This is a genomic window from Burkholderia sp. Se-20373 (genome assembly GCF_017104705.1).
GTDB lineage: Bacteria > Pseudomonadota > Gammaproteobacteria > Burkholderiales > Burkholderiaceae > Burkholderia.
Genome location: NZ_JAAGPH010000027.1, coordinates 24,668 through 40,903 on the forward strand (window position 1 = coordinate 24,668; position 16,236 = coordinate 40,903).

Genomic DNA, 16,236 nt, shown 5'->3' on the forward strand with positions numbered 1-16,236 from the left:
GGAGAAGCACTATGAACCTGAAGATCAGTGGACATCATCTCGAAGTCACGCCTGCAATTCGCGAATACGTGATCACCAAGCTGGACCGGGTGCTACGGCATAGCGATCAGGTGATCGATGGCACTGTGATCCTCTCGGTCGACAACCACAAGGAAAAGGACAAGCAGCAGCGCGCGGAAATCAACCTGCACCTGAAGGGCAAGGACATCTTCGTCGAAAGCGCGAACGGAAACCTGTATGCAGCGATCGACCTGCTGATCGACAAGCTGGATCGCCAGGTCGTCAAGCACATGGAGCGTCTGCAAACGCACGCGCACGACCCGATCAAGCTTCAACCGTCGATCGACCAGATCGAACTGCCGCCGCAGTAACCTTCACCGCAACACACACGTCGCCCGGTTCGCCGGGCGTTTTTTTTGCGACTCCGCGCAGGGGTGCAACCGGTCCGTCCGCGCTGCGCCACGCACGCGGCTGTGCTCTATAATGTTCCGGTTATCGCCGGGGGGCGCTGGATGCGGTAGCTGCCTTGCAGGTTACCGATGCCGAACGCCTTGATATCGCCGAACATGGATAATCAGTCTGCCGCCGCAAGGAGACCCCAGGCCGCCCAATCGCCTGCCAACATGAATCGCCTAGCCAAAATCCTGCCCATAGAGAACGTCGTCATCGACCTCTCAGTCACCAGCAAGAAACGCGTGTTCGAACAAGCCGGGCTGATGTTCGAGAATCAGAACGGCATCGCCCGCAGCACCGTCACGGACAACCTGTTCGCGCGCGAGCGCCTCGGCTCGACCGGGCTCGGCGAAGGCGTCGCGATTCCGCACGGGCGCATCAAGGGCCTCAAGCACCCGCTCGCCGCGTTCGTCCGGCTCGCCGATGCGATCCCGTTCGAAGCCCCCGACGGCCAGCCGGTCGGCCTCCTGATCTTCCTGCTCGTGCCCGAGCAAGCCACCCAGCAGCACCTCGAGATCCTGTCGGAAATCGCGCAACTGCTGTCCGATCGCGACGCGCGCGAGCGTCTGCACAACGAAACGGATATCGCCGAGTTGCATCGCCTGCTCACTCAGTGGCAACCTTGAGTTGATCCGGGCGGAATATTTTCCCGTACGCGGCGGCACACGCCGCCGTTCAGGGCCGCCCGGCGCCGGCCCGGCATGGCGACGTCCGTCGCCGCGCGCACGCACCGGCCCATTGGAGTGACGAGAGTCATGGATACGTCCAGCATCAACGCCCAGAGCATCTTCGACGACAACGCGGCCACGCTGAAACTGAGCTGGCTGACGGGGCATGAAGGCTGGGAGCGCGGCTTTTCGGCCGACACCGTCGGCAATGCAACCTCGAGCGCCGACCTCGTCGGCCACCTGAACCTGATCCACCCGAACCGGATCCAGGTGCTCGGCGAAGCCGAAATCGACTACTACCAGCGGCAAACCGACGAAGACCGCTCGCGCCACATGGCCGAGCTGATCGCGCTCGAACCGCCGTTCCTCGTCGTCGCCGGCGGGGCCGCGGCCCCGCCCGAGCTCGTGCTGCGCTGCACGCGCTCGTCGACCCCGCTGTTCACCACGCCCATGTCGGCCGCCGCGGTGATCGACAGCCTGCGGCTCTACATGTCGCGCATCCTCGCGCCGCGCGCGACGCTGCACGGCGTGTTCATCGACATCCTCGGGATGGGCGTGCTGCTGACCGGCGATTCGGGCCTCGGCAAGAGCGAACTCGGCCTCGAGCTGATCAGCCGCGGCCACGGCCTCGTCGCCGACGACGCGGTCGATTTCGTCCGACTTGGCCCCGATTTCGTCGAAGGGCGCTGCCCGCCGCTGCTGCAGAACCTGCTCGAGGTGCGTGGTCTCGGCCTGCTCGACATCAAGACGATCTTCGGCGAAACCGCCGTGCGGCGGAAAATGAAGCTGAAGCTGATCGTCCAGCTCGTGCGGCGCCCCGACGGCGAATTCCAGCGCCTGCCGCTCGAAAGCCAGACGGTCGACGTCCTCGGCCTGCCGATCAGCAAGGTCACGATCCAGGTTGCGGCCGGCCGCAACCTCGCGGTGCTCGTCGAGGCGGCCGTCCGGAACACGATCCTGCAGTTGCGCGGAATCGACACATTGCGCGATTTCATGGATCGGCAACGACTGGCGATGCAAGATCCCGACAGTCAGTTCCCCGGCAAACTGGTGTAACCCGCACGCGCCGGCCACGCCACGCCGACGCGTCGAGCCGGTGCTATGATGAAACGTCAGGATTCTCTGCTTCCCATGCGCATCGTCCTCATCACCGGCATCTCCGGCTCAGGCAAGTCCGTCGCGCTGAACGCGCTCGAAGACGCAGGCTATTACTGCGTCGACAACCTGCCGCCGCACGTGCTCCCCGAACTCGCCCGCTACCTCGCCGAGGATGGCCAGCACCGGCTCGCGGTCGCGATCGACGCGCGCTCGAGCGCGTCGCTCGACGAAATGCCCGGCCTGATCCGCGACCTGTCGCGCGAGCATGACGTGCGCGTGCTGTTCCTCAACGCGAGCACCCAGGCGCTGATCCAGCGCTTCTCCGAAACGCGCCGCCGCCATCCGCTGTCCGGCTCGCTGTCGCACGATGCGGACGTCGGCCTGCTGTCGTCGCTCGAGGAAGCGATCGAGCGCGAACGCCACCTCGTCGCGCCGCTCGCCGAATTCGGCCACCAGATCGACACCAGCACGCTGCGCGCGAACGCGCTGCGTACTTGGGTCAAGCGCTTCATCGAGCAGAAGAACAACGACCTGATGGTGATGTTCGAATCGTTCGGCTTCAAGCGCGGCGTGCCGCTCGACGCCGACCTGATGTTCGACGTGCGCGCGCTGCCGAATCCGTACTACGACCACGAGTTGCGCCCGCTCACCGGGCTCGACCAGCCGGTCATCGCCTTTCTCGACGCACTGCCGATCGTCCACCAGATGATCGACGACATCCATGCGTTCCTGATGAAATGGTTGCCGCACTTCCGCGATGACAACCGCAGCTACCTGACCGTCGCCATCGGCTGCACGGGCGGGCAGCATCGGTCGGTGTTCATCGCGGAAACGCTCGCCGCGCGCCTTGCGCACGACGCGAACGTGATCGTGCGGCATCGTGACGCGCCAGTGGATGTCGACGCGTCGTCGCGGCTCGTCTCCGAGGTCGACCGACCCTAGCGACGCCCGCCCCAACGCCCGCGCGCCATGTCCTCCCTATCGACCACCCTGATCGACCTGCCGCTGTTTCCGCTGCACACGGTGCTGTTCCCGGGGGGCCTGCTCCCGCTCAAGGTGTTCGAGGCGCGCTATCTCGACATGGCCCGCGCGTGCCTGCGCGACGATGCACCGTTCGGCGTGTGCCTGCTGAAGAGCGGGCCGGAAGTCGCGCAGGACGGCGCCGTTTCGGTGCCCGAGACCATCGGCTGCATGGCGCGCATCACCGAATGCGATACCGGCGAATTCGGCATGCTGTACCTGCAGGCGGTCGGCACGCAGCGTTTCGAGCTGCTGTCGTACCGCGTCGAAGGCAACGGGCTGCTGGTCGGCATCGCGGAGCCGCTGCCGGACGACATCCCGCTCGAAGGCGAGCAGACGCTCGCGCAGTTCGGCTCGTGCGCCGAGGTGCTCGAGCGCATCATCGACGCACTGAAGAAGTCCGATCCGGAGAAGATGCCGTTCGGCGAACCGTTCCGCCTCGACGATCCGAGCTGGGTATCGAACCGTCTCGCGGAACTGCTGCCGCTCGACCTGCGCGCGCGGCAGAAGCTGATGGAGTTTCCGGACGTCGGCGCGCGCATCGATGCCGTGCACCACGTGCTCGACCGGCACGGCTGGTTATAGCGCGCCCGGGACCTGTCGCTCTGCCTGAGCTATCCGGGAGAGGGCATCCCACGAGGGACTTCCTTCCAGGCGAAAAGCCGGGCCGGTGTGTTCCGAATCACCCCAGACTGCCCCTTCGCGCCAGCCAGCCCAAGGCGACTTCCGTCGGCACGCAAAACCACGCGCGTCCGTCGTTTCCCTGAAAGCGCGGCATGCGCCACGCCCCTCCCCCTTCGTTACAGCAGCGGCCCGCTCAGCGCATCGAGCAGCTTGCGCACGGGCGCCGGCACACCATACGCGTCGAGCCGGCTCAGCGGCACCCAGGCGGTGTCCGCGTCCCGCGCGCCGGCGGGCAGGCCACCGTCGGCCAGGTCGCTCAGCCGCGGCTCGATCTCGAGCCGGAAATGCGTGAACGTGTGCGTGAGCGGCGCGAGCGGCACCGTGCCGCCGCCGCCGAAGCCGCGCGCGAGTTCCGCGAGCGCGGCGTCGCCGTCCGCTTGCGGCAGGCTCCACAGGCCGCCCCAGATGCCGGTCGGCGGCCGCCGCTCGAGCAGCACGGCGTCACCGTCGCGCAGCACGAGCATCCAGGTCTTGCGGGTCGGCACGGCCTTCTTCGGCCGCGCGGCCGGCAGTTCACGCTGGCGGCCCGTCGATTGCGCGACGCAGTCGCCCGCGAACGGGCAGCGCGCGCAATCGGGCTTGCCGCGCACGCACAGCGTCGCGCCGAGATCCATCAGCCCCTGCGTGTACGCGCTCACGTCGGCCGCGTTCGCGGCGTCGGGCAACAGCGATTCGGCGAGCGCCCACATGTCGTTCTCGACACGCTTCTCGCCCGGGAAGCCTTCGACGCCGAACACCCGCGCCAGCACGCGCTTCACGTTGCCGTCGAGAATCGTCGCGCGCGCGCCGTACGCGAACGACGCGATGGCCGCGGCCGTCGAACGGCCGATGCCCGGCAATTCGGCCAGCGCGTCAGGCGTCGCCGGAAACGCACCGCCGTGCTCGGCGACGACGACCTGCGCGCAGCGATGCAGGTTGCGCGCGCGCGAGTAGTAGCCGAGCCCCGCCCAGAGCGCCATCACGTCGTCGGTCGGCGCGGCCGCGAGCGCGGCGACGTCGGGGTAGCGTTCGAGAAAGCGCGTGTAATACGGGATGACGGTCGATACCTGCGTCTGCTGCAGCATGATTTCCGACAGCCAGATCCGGTACGGATCACGGGTGTTCTGCCACGGCAGGTCGTGGCGGCCATGCTCGCGCTGCCACGCGACCAGGCGCGTGGCGAACGAACGATGCAGCGGCGTGACGGGGAACGGAGCGGGGGCGATGCGGGGCGGCTTCAAGTTATCTAATTGTGGAAAAAGGTTTCAACGCTGGCAGGTCGGGCAGAAATAGGTCGACCGCTGGCCCTGCACGATCTGGCGGATCGGCGTGTTGCATACGCGGCATGGCTGGCCCGCACGATCGTAGACGAAGCAGTCGAGCTGGAAGTAGCCGCTTTCGCCGTTGCTGCCGACGAAATCGCGCAAGGTGCTGCCGCCGCGCTCGATCGCGTCGGCAAGCGTCGCGCGCACTGCATCGGCCAGACGCTCGTAGCGCGGCAGCGACACCTTGCCGGCGGCCGTCGTCGGCCGGATGCCGGCGCGAAACAGGCTCTCCGACGCATAGATGTTGCCGACGCCGACGACCATGTCGCCCGCGAGCAGCGCCTGCTTGACCGACACGGTGCGCCCGCGCGTGCGCGCGTGCAGCAGCGCGCCGGTGAACGCCGGCGAGAACGGCTCGACGCCGAGGCTCGCGAGGAGCGGATGCGCATGCACGTCGCCCGCTTCGCGCGGGTGCCACAGCACCGCGCCGAAGCGGCGCGGATCGCGGAATCGCAACACGAATTCGTCGAAGATCCAGTCGATGTGGTCATGCTTCGCGGCGACCGGCACGCCAGCCGCGGGCAGCACACGCAGCGTACCCGTCATGCCGAGGTGGACGATGAACCAGCCCGCGTCGACCTCGAACAGCAGATACTTGCCGCGACGCTCGACCGCGAGCACCTCGCGCGCGCGCAACTGCTCGGCGAGCCCGGCCGGCACGGGCCAGCGCAGCATCTCGGTACGGACGTCGACACGCTCGACGCGGCGGCCCGCGACAAAGGGCGCGATGCCCCGGCGCGTGACTTCGACTTCTGGCAACTCTGGCATGTTTTGCGGGTCTGAGACTGGATTCACGATCGTGCGTGTATTGTAGCGAGCGCGTTACAATCGGTTGAAACATCGAACGGATTTCCATGACCTTGCCCTCGAAGCTGCTTCAGAAGCGTCCCGCCGCCGTGCGCGGCGCGCGCGCCTTCCCGGTCCGCCGTGCACTCGGCGCCGCGCTGTTTGCCGCCTGGACCCTCACCGCCTTCCCGGTCCACGCGCAGGATCCGGCATCGGACGACGCGGAGTCGCAGGGGGCGTTCGAGCATGTGATGCCGGACGAGAAAAAGGATCTCCCCGGCGTTCCGCTGACGAGCCAGATCGTCTATCAGGTGCTCGCCGCCGAGGTCGCGCTGCAGCGTAACCAGCCCGCGCCGGCCTACCAGACCTACCTCGCGCTCGCCCGCGACACGCGCGACCCGCGCATGGCGCAGCGTGCGACCGAGATCGCGCTCGGCGCGCAGAGCCCGGCCGACGCACTGTCCGCCGCGAACCTGTGGCGCCAGTACGCACCCGATTCGAATCGCGCATCGCAGGTCGACGCCGCGCTGCTGGTGCTCGCCGGCAAGCCGGCCGACGCACAGCCGATGCTCGCGCGCGAGCTGGCCCGGGCGACCGGCGAGACGCGCGGCCCGGCGATCCTCGCGCTGCAGGCGCTGCTCGTGCGCGGCTCCGACCGCGTCGGCGGCCTCGCGGTGCTGAAGGACATGCTGAAGAACGACCTGAACCGGCCCGAAGCGCAGCTCGCGATCGCGCGCCAACAGCTCGCGGTCGACGACAAGGACGGCGCCGCGCAGTCGCTGAAGCAGGCGCTGCAGCTCCGCCCCGACTACCTGCCGGCGGCTTTGATGCTGTCGCAGATGGGGCCGGCGGAGCGCGCGGCGGGCATCACGTCGTTCGAGAAGTATGTTCAGCAGAATCCGAAGTCGCGCGATGCGCGGCTCGCGCTGTCGCAGCTCTATCTCGCCGACGATCGCCTCGACGACGCGCAGAAGCAGTTCGAGACGATGCGCAAGCTCGACGCGAAGGATCCGACGCCGCTGATGGCGCTCGCGCTGATCAAGATCCAGCAGAAGAAGCTCGACGAAGCGACCGGCTACCTGAAGCAGTACGTCCAGCTCGGCGACAAGCAGCCGAACCTCGACGTCGGCCAGGGCTACATCTACCTCGCGCAGATCGCGATCGACCAGAACAACGACGCGCAGGCGTCGCAGTGGCTCGACAAGGTCGACCAGACGAGCCAGCACTACCTGCCCGCGCAGATCACGCGCGCGCAATTGCTGCAGAAACAGGGCAAGACCGACGAGGCGCGCAAGGTGCTCGACGACCTGCCGATCACGGATCCGCGCGATGCGGCCGTGGTCGCACGCACCGACGCGTCGATCCTGTTCACCGCGAAGCGCTACCCGGAAGCCGAGGCACGGCTCGGGCAGGCGGTCCAGGACTTCCCCGACGATCCCGACCTGCGCTACGACTACGCGATGGCGGCCGAAAAGACCGGCCACTACACGACGATGGAAAAGCAGCTGCGCGAGCTGATCCGCACGCAGCCCGACAATCCGCAGGCGTACAACGCGCTCGGCTATTCGCTCGCCGACCGCAACCAGCGGCTCCCCGAAGCCAGCAAGCTGATCGATAAGGCGATGACGCTCGCGCCGAACGACGCGTACATCATGGACAGCCTCGGCTGGGTGAAGTACCGGATGGGCGATACGGCCGGCGCGACGAAGGTGCTGCGACGCGCGTACGAACTGCAGCCGAACGCCGAGATCGGCGCGCATCTCGGCGAAGTGCTGTGGAAGAGCGGCGCGCAGGACGATGCGCGTTCCGCATGGCGTGACGCACAGAAGCTCGAGCCGGACAACGACACGCTCGTGCAGACGCTGAAACGCCTTCAGATCAACGGTCTCTGATGCAGATGTTCCCGACGTTTTCCCTGTCCTTCCGCGCGCAGCGCACGCTGGCTGCAGCCGGCGCGGCGCTCGCGCTCGCCGGCTGCGCGAGCACGCCGCCGTCGGCCAGCGCGCCGACCGGCGCGGCGCTCCCGACCGCCGCAACGCACGCTTACCATGGCCGCTTCGCGGTGCAGTACGACGACCGTCTCGGCAAGCAGCAGAACGTGTACGGCAACTTCGACTGGCAGGAGCACGGCGACGACGTGTCGCTCGAGCTGCGCAGCCCGCTCGGCCAGACGCTCGCGGTCGTGAAGTCGACGCCGCAGGCGGCATCGCTCGAATTGCCGAACCGTCCGACGCAATATGCGCCGGACGTCGGCGACCTGATGCAGAAAACGCTCGGCTTCGAACTGCCGCTGGCGGGCCTGCGCTACTGGCTGCTGCCGACCGCCGCGCCCGCCACGCCCGCGGAGACGGTGCGCGATCCGGCCGACGGTACACACGTCAGGCAGATCCGCCAGGACGGCTGGACGATCGACTACCTTGCCTACGCGGACGCCCCGGCCACGGGCGTCAAACGCGTCAACCTCGTGCGCGCGACACCGCCGCTCGACATCAAGCTCGTGCTCGATCAGTGAGCACCCGCCTAGCCCAGACATACGCATGACCGATTCGACCCGCTCGCTGCGCAACTGCCTTGCGCCCGCGAAACTCAACCTGTTCCTGCACATCACCGGCCGCCGTCCGAACGGCTATCACGATCTGCAGAGCGTGTTCCAGTTGCTGAACTGGGGCGACACGCTGCACTTCACGCTCCGCGACGACGGCCGCGTCGCACGCGTCACCGACGTGCCCGGCGTGCCCGAGGAAAGCGATCTCGTCGTGCGCGCGGCCAACCTGCTGAAAGCGCATACGGGCACCGCGCACGGTGTCGACATCGAGATCGACAAGTGCCTGCCGATGGGGGCTGGCCTCGGCGGCGGCAGCTCCGACGCGGCGACGACGCTGCTCGCGCTGAACCGCCTGTGGCAACTCGGCCTGCCGCGCGCCGAACTCCAGTCGCTCGCGGTAAAACTCGGCGCAGATGTCCCGTTTTTTATTTTTGGAAAAAATGCGTTCGCAGAGGGTATCGGAGAAGAATTAGCTGAGGTACAATTGCCGACTCGCTGGTTCTTGGTTGTAACGCCCCGCGTTCACGTCCCAACCGCTGAAATATTTTCAGATGAGTTGTTGACAAGAGATTCGAAGCGCGTCACAATTACGGACTTTCTTGCACAGCAAAGCAGCGATGCGGGATGGCCAGATAGTTTCGGCCGGAACGATATGCAGCAAGTTGTGACAAGTAAGTACGCGGAAGTTGCGCAGGTGGTCAAATGGTTGTATGATGTGACCCCCGCGAGGATGACCGGCTCCGGAGCAAGCGTGTTTGCAGCGTTTCGCAGCAAGCATGAGGCAGAAGCGGCGCAAGCCAAGCTGCCCACCGGCTGGAACGGTGCAGTTGCCGAGAGCCTGAACGAGCATCCGCTCTTCGCTTTCGCGTCATGAAGTTTTACTTTGCCGAACGGCCTACACAAGTTCGGTGAAGTTATCAGTTAAGTGTAGGGGAGTCGCCAAGTTGGTCAAGGCACCGGATTTTGATTCCGGCATGCGAGGGTTCGAGTCCTTCCTCCCCTGCCAAAAATTTTCCCGCATTTCCCGCCTAAGCCCGAAGCAGGTGCACGATGAGCAGCCATGACGGCCTGATGGTTTTTACTGGCAACGCGAATCCCGCGCTCGCCCAGGAAGTCGTCAATATCCTTGGAATTCCCCTCGGCAAAGCAATGGTCAGCCGTTTCTCCGACGGCGAGATCCAGGTCGAGATCCAGGAAAACGTGCGTGGCAAGGACGTCTTCGTCCTGCAATCCACGTGCGCACCGGCGAACGACAACCTGATGGAACTGATGATCATGGTCGATGCGCTCAAGCGCGCATCCGCCGGCCGGATCACTGCAGCCATCCCCTACTTCGGTTACGCCCGTCAGGATCGCCGCCCGCGTTCGGCGCGCGTCGCGATCTCGGCGAAGGTCGTCGCGAACATGCTGGAAATCGCCGGCGTCGAGCGGATCATCACGATGGATCTGCACGCCGACCAGATTCAAGGCTTCTTCGACATCCCGGTCGACAACATCTACGCAACGCCGATCCTGCTGGGTGACCTGCGCAAGCAGAACTACCCGGATCTGCTCGTCGTGTCGCCGGACGTCGGCGGCGTGGTGCGTGCCCGGGCACTCGCGAAGCAGCTCAACTGCGATCTCGCGATCATCGACAAGCGTCGCCCGAAGGCGAACGTCTCCGAAGTGATGAACATCATCGGTGAAGTCGAAGGCCGCACCTGCGTGATCATGGACGACATGGTCGATACGGCAGGCACGCTCTGCAAGGCCGCGCAAGTGCTGAAAGAGCGCGGCGCGAAGCAGGTCTTCGCCTACGCGACGCACCCGGTGCTGTCGGGTGGCGCAGCCGATCGTATCGCCGCATCGGCGCTCGACGAGCTGGTCGTCACCGACACGATCCCGCTGTCCGCCGAATCGCTCGGCTGCTCGAAGATCCGTTCGCTGACGAGCGCGAGCCTGCTGGCCGAAACGTTCTCGCGAATCCGCCGCGGCGACTCGGTGATGTCGCTGTTCGCGGAATCCTGATCGCGAATCGACTGAACAAAGCATGCGCAGAAAGCGAAGCGGCAACGCTTCGCTTTTTGCACAATCGGACGGGATAGACGAAACCCTGTCCGTTTCATCGGGGGCCGCAGTTCGACGGCCCCGTTTTACTGCCTGGTCGCGGGCAGCTATTGGAGAATCACATGAAAGTCGTCGCTTTCGAGCGCCAAGAGCAAGGTACGGGTGCGAGCCGCCGCCTGCGCAACGCTGGTAAGACCACGGGTATCGTTTACGGTGGCGAAGCAGCCCCGCAAAAGATCGAACTCGATCACAACGCCCTGTGGCACGCCCTGAAGAAGGAAGCTTTCCACTCGTCGATCCTCGACCTCGAAGTGGCTGGCCAGTCGCAACAGGTTCTGCTGCGCGACGTGCAATACCACCCGTTCAAGCAACTGGTGCTGCACGTGGACTTCCAACGCGTTGACGCGAAGAAGAAGCTGCACACGAAGGCTCCGCTGCACTTCCTGAACGCTGAAATCAGCCCGGCCGTGAAGCTGTCGAGCGCGATCGTTTCGCACGTCGCGACGGAAATCGAAATCGAGTGCCTGCCGGCTGACCTGCCGGAGTTCCTCGAAGTCGACCTGTCGAAGATCGAAGCCGGTCAATCGCTGCACGCGAAGGACATCACGCTGCCGAAGGGCGTCGCGCTGGTCGCGCACATCGACGCGGAAAACCCGGTTGTCGCATCGGCGACGGTCCCGGCTGGTGCCGTGTCGGACGCAGCAGAAGGCGAAACGCCGGCTGCCTGAGCGGGCTGCCCACGCGCCCCATCGATCCGTTTCTCGAAACGGTCGACGCAACCCGCCGCGGCTTGCCCGGCGGGTTTTTCTTTTTCTGCGCCCAGGCGGCCGTTGCCGCCTTCGAAACGTCATGATCAAACTGATCGTCGGCCTCGGCAATCCCGGGGCGGAATACACCGCGACGCGCCACAATGCCGGCTTCTGGCTGATCGACCAGCTCGCCCGCGAAGCCGGTACGACGCTGCGCGACGAGCGCCGCTTCCATGGCTTCTACGCGAAAGCGCGCCTGCACGGCGAAGAAGTCCACCTGCTCGAGCCGCAAACCTACATGAACCGCTCCGGCCAGTCGGTCGTCGCGCTCGCGCAGTTCTTCAAGATCCTGCCCGACCAGATCCTCGTCGCGCACGACGAGCTCGACCTGCCGCCCGGCACCGTCAAGCTGAAGCTCGGCGGCGGCAGCGGCGGCCACAACGGCCTGAAGGACATCACCGCGCACCTGTCGTCGCAGCAGTACTGGCGACTGCGGATCGGTATCGGCCATCCGCGCGACCTGATTCCGGAAAGTGCGCGCGCCGGCGCGAAGCCCGACGTCGCGAACTTCGTGCTGAAGCCGCCGCGCCGCGAGGAACAGGACGTGATCGACGCGTCGATCGAACGCGCGCTCGCCGTGATGCCGATGGTCGTCAAGGGCGAACTCGACCGCGCGACGATGCAGCTGCATCGCAACTGACCGCATCGCACCGCTCCGGTGCATCGAGCCGTCCGGCACCGCCGGGCGACCCCGCCCTGCCCGCACATGCGGTAATCTGGTCGCTTTGCCCGACAGGAGCCAAGCGGTGAGCCGTTACTGGAGCGACATCGTTCAGCAACTCGTGCCTTACGTGCCGGGCGAGCAGCCCGCGCTCGCACACCCCGTCAAGCTGAACACCAACGAGAATCCCTATCCGCCGTCGCCGCGCGTCGTCGCGGCAATTGCGCGCGAACTCGGCGAGACCGGCGACACGCTGCGCCGCTATCCCGACCCGGTTGCGCGCGCGCTGCGCGAAACGGTCGCGGCGCATCACCGGATCAAGCCCGAGCAGGTGTTCGTCGGCAACGGCTCCGACGAGGTGCTCGCGCACACGTTCCAGGCGCTGCTCAAGCACGACCGGCCGCTGCGCTTTCCCGACATCACGTACAGCTTCTATCCGACCTATGCGCGCCTGTACGGCGTCCAGACGTCGATCGTGCCGCTCGCGGACGACTTCTCGATCCGTGTCGACGACTATCTCGACGACGCCGGCGGCGTGCTGTTTCCGAACCCGAACGCACCGACCGGGCGCGCGTTGCCGCTCGCTGACGTCGAGCGGATCGCAGCGGCGAATCCGTCGTCGGTCGTCGTGATCGACGAAGCGTATGTCGACTTCGGCGCGCAGTCCGCGATGACGCTGATCGACCGCTACCCGAACCTGCTCGTCGTCCACACGACGTCGAAGGCGCGCTCGCTTGCGGGCATGCGCGTCGGCTTCGCGTTCGGCGATGCCGCGCTGATCGACGCGCTGAACCGCGTGAAGGACAGCTTCAACTCGTACCCGCTCGACCGGCTCGCGCAAGTTGCCGCGCAGGCCGCCTATGAAGACACCGACTATTTCAACGCAACCTGCCGGCGCGTGATCGACAGCCGGACGCGTCTGACGCATGCGCTGGACGCACTCGGCTTCGACATCGTGCCGTCGGCCGCGAATTTCGTGTTCGCACGCCATCCCGAGCACGACGCGGGTGCGATTGCGGCGAAACTGAAGGAACGGGAGATTTTCGTGCGGCACTTCCGGCTGCCGCGGATCGACCAGCACCTGCGCATCACCGTCGGCACCGACGCCGAATGCGACGCGCTCGTCGCGGCATTGCGCGAGCTGCTGGCCTGAAACGGAAGAACCGGCGCCGGTCGGCGCCGATCCGGATGCGTGACGGGCGTGCCGAAGGACTCGAGCACGCGTGTCACCGCGGGGTCACGACGCGTCGTCGCCCTTTTCGGCCGTCAACGCGTGATACTTCTCCATCAATTGCGCGTGCGATTCGTCATGCTGCGGATCGCGCGGAATGCACTCGACCGGACACACCTGCTGGCACTGCGGTTCGTCGAAATGGCCGACGCACTCGGTGCACTTGTTCGGGTCGATCACGTAGATGTCCGGGCCCATCGAAATCGCGCCGTTCGGGCACTCGGGCTCGCACACGTCGCAATTGATGCACTCGTCGGTAATCATCAAAGCCATACTGATCTCACTTCTTCAGGCCGGCGGCCGGCTTCGCAACGAAACCGGCCGGCGCCGCATCACGCGGCAGGGCCTCCGATCGCAGCGACTTTCTCGGTCAGCCACTTCTCGACGGACGGGAACACGAACTTGCTGACATCGCCACCCAACTGCGCGATTTCGCGCACGATCGTCCCCGAGATGAACTGGTACTGATCGGACGGCGTCATGAACATCGTCTCGACGTCGGGCAGCAGGTAGCGGTTCATCCCCGCCATCTGGAACTCATACTCGAAATCGGACACGGCGCGCAGGCCGCGCACGATCACGCGCGCATTGTTGGTGCGGACGAAATCCTTCAGGAGGCCGGTGAAACTCATCACCTTCACATTCGGATAATGGCCGAGCACCTCGTTCGCAATCGTCAGACGTTCTTCGAGCGAGAAGAACGGCTTTTTCGCGCGGCTGTCGGCCACACCGACCACCAGCGTATCAAAAATGCTCGACGCACGCCGCACGAGGTCTTCGTGCCCGCGCGTCAGCGGATCGAACGTACCGGGATACACGGCGACTACCATGTCGCTCCTCCTGTCATCACGCAAACGGGATGGCAGCCGTGCGATGCGCACGCCGCTGCCGAGATGGGCATGCGTCGCCTTTGCGGCGCGCCGCCTCGTATGGAACGCGCATTATTCATCATTTTCGCGCCGCAGCAAATGATAGTGAACCGCACCGGCCTTGCCGTGCTTCACGACCTCCCAGCCGGCGAGCGCGTCGTGCGCGGCGGGATCGAGCTCCGCTCCCGTCTCGACGTACAGCGCGCCGCCCGCCGCGACGAGCGGCGCCGCCAGCGCAACCGCGCGCTCAAGCGCGGCCAGATCGTCGAACGGCGGATCGAGAAACACGACGTCGAACGCGCCCGGCGTGAGGCCGGCCGCGAGCCGCAGCGCGTCTGCTTCCGCGACCTCGACCGCACGCGCGCCGAGCTTGTCCTTGATCGCACGCAGCTGCTGCGCCGCGCGCGGATGGCGCTCGACCATCACGACGCTCGCCGCGCCGCGCGACGCCGCCTCGAAACCGAGTGCACCGGTGCCTGCGAACAGGTCGAGGCAACGGCGGCCCTCGAGATCCTGGCCGAGCCAGTTGAACAGCGTCTCGCGTACGCGATCGGGGGTCGGCCGCAGACCGTCCAGATCGAGCACCGCGAGCGGCGTGCGTTTCCAGTCACCGCCGATGATGCGGATCGTGTGCGGCTTGCCGCGGCCAGAAGGGGCCGCCGGGCGGCCGGGAGAGGAACGGGACATACGGAAATATCGACGACGGAAGGACCGGGCGCGCGCGGGGGCGCACCGCTAAACAGGCGCACGTTACCACAGCGGCGATGCGCACTGGCGCGAGCGCCACGCCGCACTGATAAAATGCACGGTTTCGGCCGCCGTGCGCCGCGCCCGCGCGAACGCAGAACGGCCCGTCTGGTGCCCGTCCCTGGCGGCGGCCCGCTCTCTTCCCGACGTCAGACCATGTTCAGCTTCTTCAAACGATTCAAGAAAACGCAGGAGCCCGATCCGGCGGAATCGCAATCGGCCGACGCGCAGCAAACGGACGAGCCGTCCGATGCGCCCGCGGTCGAGGCCCCGCCCGCGACCGACGTGCCGCAAGCGCCCGCGCAACCGGCCGCGCCGGCCGTCGTGATGACGGTCACGCCGACCAACGACGGCCGCGACGAAGTCGTCGAGACGGTCGAAATCGTCCCGCCGCCGCTGCAGGACGCCACCGCGAAGAAATCGTGGCTCGCGCGCCTGAAAACGGGGCTCGCCAAGACGGGCTCGAGCATCACCGGCGTGTTCGTCAACACGAAGATCGACGAGGATCTGTACGAGGAGCTCGAGACCGCGCTGCTGATGTCCGACGCGGGCGTCGACGCGACCGAGTACCTGCTCGGCGCGCTGCGCGAAAAGGTGCGCACGGGCCGCCTGACCGACCCGCAGCAGGTGAAGGCCGCGCTGCACGACCTGCTCGTCGAGCTGCTGACGCCGCTCGAGAAATCGCTGATGCTCGGCCGCGCGCAGCCGCTCGTGATGATGATCACCGGCGTGAACGGCGCCGGCAAGACGACCAGCATCGGCAAGCTCGCGAAGCATCTGCAGAGCTTCGACCAGTCGGTGCTGCTGGCCGCGGGCGACACGTTCCGCGCGGCCGCGCGCGAACAGCTGGCGGTCTGGGGCGAGCGCAACAACGTGACGGTCGTGCAGCAGGAAAGCGGCGATCCGGCCGCGGTGATCTTCGACGCGGTCAGCGCCGCGCGCGCGCGCAAGATCGACGTGATGATGGCCGACACGGCCGGCCGCCTGCCGACGCAGCTCCACCTGATGGAAGAGCTGAAGAAGGTGAAGCGCGTGATCTCGAAGGCACACGACGGCGCGCCGCATGAAGTGCTGCTGGTGATCGACGCGAACACCGGCCAGAACGCGCTCACGCAGGTGAAGGCATTCGACGACGCGCTCGGCCTCACCGGCCTCATCGTCACGAAGCTCGACGGCACCGCGAAGGGCGGGATTCTCGCCGCGATCGCGCGGCAGCGCCCGGTGCCGGTCTACTTCATCGGCGTCGGCGAGAAGGTCGAGGACCTGCAGCCGTTCAGCGCGGTCGAATTCGCGGACGCGCTGCTCGGCTGAACAC

18 protein-coding genes and 1 tRNA gene are annotated in these 16,236 nt (G+C 66.4%); 14 read left to right on the forward strand and 5 right to left on the reverse strand.

What is annotated here, in order from left to right; genetic code table 11:
* Window positions 1-11 precede the first annotated feature (11 nt).
* The 5 genes from raiA to G3N96_RS12155 all read left to right on the forward strand — a co-directional run bounded on the left by raiA (window position 12) and on the right by G3N96_RS12155 (window position 3,824).
* Window positions 12-371: a ribosome-associated translation inhibitor RaiA gene (raiA, locus tag G3N96_RS12135; RefSeq protein ID WP_006477786.1), complete on the forward strand. Its 360-nt coding sequence runs from the start codon at window positions 12-14 to the stop codon at window positions 369-371.
* A gap of 168 nt (window positions 372-539) precedes the next feature.
* Entirely contained in the window at window positions 540-1,079 is a 540-nt protein-coding gene (locus tag G3N96_RS12140; RefSeq protein ID WP_011353226.1) for a PTS sugar transporter subunit IIA, read from the forward strand.
* Between the two features lie 129 nt (window positions 1,080-1,208).
* Window positions 1,209-2,177 carry an HPr(Ser) kinase/phosphatase gene (gene hprK, locus G3N96_RS12145; protein ID WP_011353227.1) on the forward strand — a complete coding sequence of 323 codons (969 nt, stop codon included), beginning with the start codon at window positions 1,209-1,211 and terminating at the stop codon, window positions 2,175-2,177.
* Window positions 2,178-2,252: 75 nt separating this feature from the next.
* Window positions 2,253-3,161, forward strand: a complete 909-nt coding sequence (rapZ, locus tag G3N96_RS12150) for an RNase adapter RapZ (RefSeq protein WP_206137361.1) — start codon at window positions 2,253-2,255, stop codon at window positions 3,159-3,161.
* Between the two features lie 27 nt (window positions 3,162-3,188).
* Entirely contained in the window at window positions 3,189-3,824 is a 636-nt protein-coding gene (locus tag G3N96_RS12155) for an LON peptidase substrate-binding domain-containing protein (protein ID WP_124582799.1), read from the forward strand.
* A gap of 215 nt (window positions 3,825-4,039) precedes the next feature.
* Here the strand turns inward: G3N96_RS12155 and mutY are convergent, their stop codons facing one another.
* Both mutY and mutM read right to left on the reverse strand, forming a co-directional pair.
* Complete coding sequence (gene mutY, locus G3N96_RS12160) at window positions 4,040-5,143, reverse strand: A/G-specific adenine glycosylase (protein ID WP_206137362.1); 1,104 nt, start codon at window positions 5,141-5,143, stop codon at window positions 4,040-4,042.
* A 24-nt stretch (window positions 5,144-5,167) separates the two neighbouring features.
* Entirely contained in the window at window positions 5,168-5,995 is an 828-nt protein-coding gene (mutM, locus tag G3N96_RS12165) for a bifunctional DNA-formamidopyrimidine glycosylase/DNA-(apurinic or apyrimidinic site) lyase (RefSeq protein WP_046544386.1), read from the reverse strand.
* Between the two features lie 86 nt (window positions 5,996-6,081).
* Between mutM and G3N96_RS12170 the strand changes: the two genes are divergently transcribed.
* From G3N96_RS12170 to hisC, 8 genes are all read left to right on the forward strand, one after another.
* Window positions 6,082-7,905: a tetratricopeptide repeat protein gene (locus tag G3N96_RS12170; RefSeq protein ID WP_206137363.1), complete on the forward strand. Its 1,824-nt coding sequence runs from the start codon at window positions 6,082-6,084 to the stop codon at window positions 7,903-7,905.
* A complete protein-coding gene (gene lolB, locus G3N96_RS12175; RefSeq protein ID WP_206137364.1) occupies window positions 7,905-8,525 on the forward strand; it encodes a lipoprotein insertase outer membrane protein LolB in 621 nt (206 codons plus the stop codon). The genes G3N96_RS12170 and lolB overlap by 1 nt, the downstream gene beginning before the upstream one ends.
* A gap of 25 nt (window positions 8,526-8,550) precedes the next feature.
* Complete coding sequence (gene ispE, locus G3N96_RS12180) at window positions 8,551-9,432, forward strand: 4-(cytidine 5'-diphospho)-2-C-methyl-D-erythritol kinase (RefSeq protein WP_166965054.1); 882 nt, start codon at window positions 8,551-8,553, stop codon at window positions 9,430-9,432.
* Window positions 9,433-9,487: 55 nt separating this feature from the next.
* Window positions 9,488-9,564 (forward strand) — tRNA-Gln (locus G3N96_RS12185).
* Window positions 9,565-9,608: 44 nt separating this feature from the next.
* Window positions 9,609-10,565 (forward strand): ribose-phosphate pyrophosphokinase, encoded by a 957-nt coding sequence (locus G3N96_RS12190; protein WP_069248896.1) that lies wholly within the window; start codon window positions 9,609-9,611, stop codon window positions 10,563-10,565.
* Between the two features lie 161 nt (window positions 10,566-10,726).
* On the forward strand, window positions 10,727-11,332 hold the full coding sequence (locus G3N96_RS12195; RefSeq protein ID WP_085042200.1) for a 50S ribosomal protein L25/general stress protein Ctc: 606 nt from the start codon (window positions 10,727-10,729) through the stop codon (window positions 11,330-11,332).
* A gap of 121 nt (window positions 11,333-11,453) precedes the next feature.
* The gene (pth, locus tag G3N96_RS12200; protein WP_006477776.1) at window positions 11,454-12,053 is read left to right on the forward strand and encodes an aminoacyl-tRNA hydrolase; all 600 of its coding nucleotides are present in this window, start codon (window positions 11,454-11,456) and stop codon (window positions 12,051-12,053) included.
* 106 nt (window positions 12,054-12,159) lie between these two features.
* The gene (hisC, locus tag G3N96_RS12205) at window positions 12,160-13,227 is read left to right on the forward strand and encodes a histidinol-phosphate transaminase (RefSeq protein WP_206137365.1); all 1,068 of its coding nucleotides are present in this window, start codon (window positions 12,160-12,162) and stop codon (window positions 13,225-13,227) included.
* An 84-nt stretch (window positions 13,228-13,311) separates the two neighbouring features.
* Here the strand turns inward: hisC and G3N96_RS12210 are convergent, their stop codons facing one another.
* The 3 genes from G3N96_RS12210 to rsmD all read right to left on the reverse strand — a co-directional run bounded on the left by G3N96_RS12210 (window position 13,312) and on the right by rsmD (window position 14,861).
* Window positions 13,312-13,578, reverse strand: coding sequence for a YfhL family 4Fe-4S dicluster ferredoxin (locus G3N96_RS12210; protein WP_069248899.1), 267 nt, complete (start codon window positions 13,576-13,578; stop codon window positions 13,312-13,314).
* A 59-nt stretch (window positions 13,579-13,637) separates the two neighbouring features.
* Window positions 13,638-14,135, reverse strand: coding sequence for a pantetheine-phosphate adenylyltransferase (gene coaD / locus G3N96_RS12215; RefSeq protein WP_039346084.1), 498 nt, complete (start codon window positions 14,133-14,135; stop codon window positions 13,638-13,640).
* Between the two features lie 111 nt (window positions 14,136-14,246).
* Entirely contained in the window at window positions 14,247-14,861 is a 615-nt protein-coding gene (rsmD, locus tag G3N96_RS12220; RefSeq protein ID WP_206137366.1) for a 16S rRNA (guanine(966)-N(2))-methyltransferase RsmD, read from the reverse strand.
* A 216-nt stretch (window positions 14,862-15,077) separates the two neighbouring features.
* Here rsmD and ftsY point away from each other — a divergent pair, with 216 nt between their 5' ends.
* The gene (ftsY, locus tag G3N96_RS12225) at window positions 15,078-16,232 is read left to right on the forward strand and encodes a signal recognition particle-docking protein FtsY (RefSeq protein WP_206137367.1); all 1,155 of its coding nucleotides are present in this window, start codon (window positions 15,078-15,080) and stop codon (window positions 16,230-16,232) included.
* Window positions 16,233-16,236: the final 4 nt, after the last annotated feature.

What these genes read in the sequence shown, in the direction of transcription:
- raiA (WP_006477786.1), top strand. Translation starts at nt 12, where the DNA reads ATGAACCTGAAGATCAGTGGACATCATCTCGAAGTCACGCCTGCAATT.
- G3N96_RS12140 (WP_011353226.1), top strand. Translation starts at nt 540, where the DNA reads ATGCCGAACGCCTTGATATCGCCGAACATGGATAATCAGTCTGCCGCC.
- hprK (WP_011353227.1), top strand. Translation starts at nt 1,209, where the DNA reads ATGGATACGTCCAGCATCAACGCCCAGAGCATCTTCGACGACAACGCG.
- rapZ (WP_206137361.1), top strand. Translation starts at nt 2,253, where the DNA reads ATGCGCATCGTCCTCATCACCGGCATCTCCGGCTCAGGCAAGTCCGTC.
- G3N96_RS12155 (WP_124582799.1), top strand. Translation starts at nt 3,189, where the DNA reads ATGTCCTCCCTATCGACCACCCTGATCGACCTGCCGCTGTTTCCGCTG.
- mutM (WP_046544386.1), bottom strand. Translation starts at nt 5,995, where the DNA reads ATGCCAGAGTTGCCAGAAGTCGAAGTCACGCGCCGGGGCATCGCGCCC.
- G3N96_RS12170 (WP_206137363.1), top strand. Translation starts at nt 6,082, where the DNA reads ATGACCTTGCCCTCGAAGCTGCTTCAGAAGCGTCCCGCCGCCGTGCGC.
- lolB (WP_206137364.1), top strand. Translation starts at nt 7,905, where the DNA reads ATGCAGATGTTCCCGACGTTTTCCCTGTCCTTCCGCGCGCAGCGCACG.
- ispE (WP_166965054.1), top strand. Translation starts at nt 8,551, where the DNA reads ATGACCGATTCGACCCGCTCGCTGCGCAACTGCCTTGCGCCCGCGAAA.
- G3N96_RS12190 (WP_069248896.1), top strand. Translation starts at nt 9,609, where the DNA reads ATGAGCAGCCATGACGGCCTGATGGTTTTTACTGGCAACGCGAATCCC.
- G3N96_RS12195 (WP_085042200.1), top strand. Translation starts at nt 10,727, where the DNA reads ATGAAAGTCGTCGCTTTCGAGCGCCAAGAGCAAGGTACGGGTGCGAGC.
- pth (WP_006477776.1), top strand. Translation starts at nt 11,454, where the DNA reads ATGATCAAACTGATCGTCGGCCTCGGCAATCCCGGGGCGGAATACACC.
- G3N96_RS12210 (WP_069248899.1), bottom strand. Translation starts at nt 13,578, where the DNA reads ATGGCTTTGATGATTACCGACGAGTGCATCAATTGCGACGTGTGCGAG.
- coaD (WP_039346084.1), bottom strand. Translation starts at nt 14,135, where the DNA reads ATGGTAGTCGCCGTGTATCCCGGTACGTTCGATCCGCTGACGCGCGGG.
- rsmD (WP_206137366.1), bottom strand. Translation starts at nt 14,861, where the DNA reads ATGTCCCGTTCCTCTCCCGGCCGCCCGGCGGCCCCTTCTGGCCGCGGC.
- ftsY (WP_206137367.1), top strand. Translation starts at nt 15,078, where the DNA reads ATGTTCAGCTTCTTCAAACGATTCAAGAAAACGCAGGAGCCCGATCCG.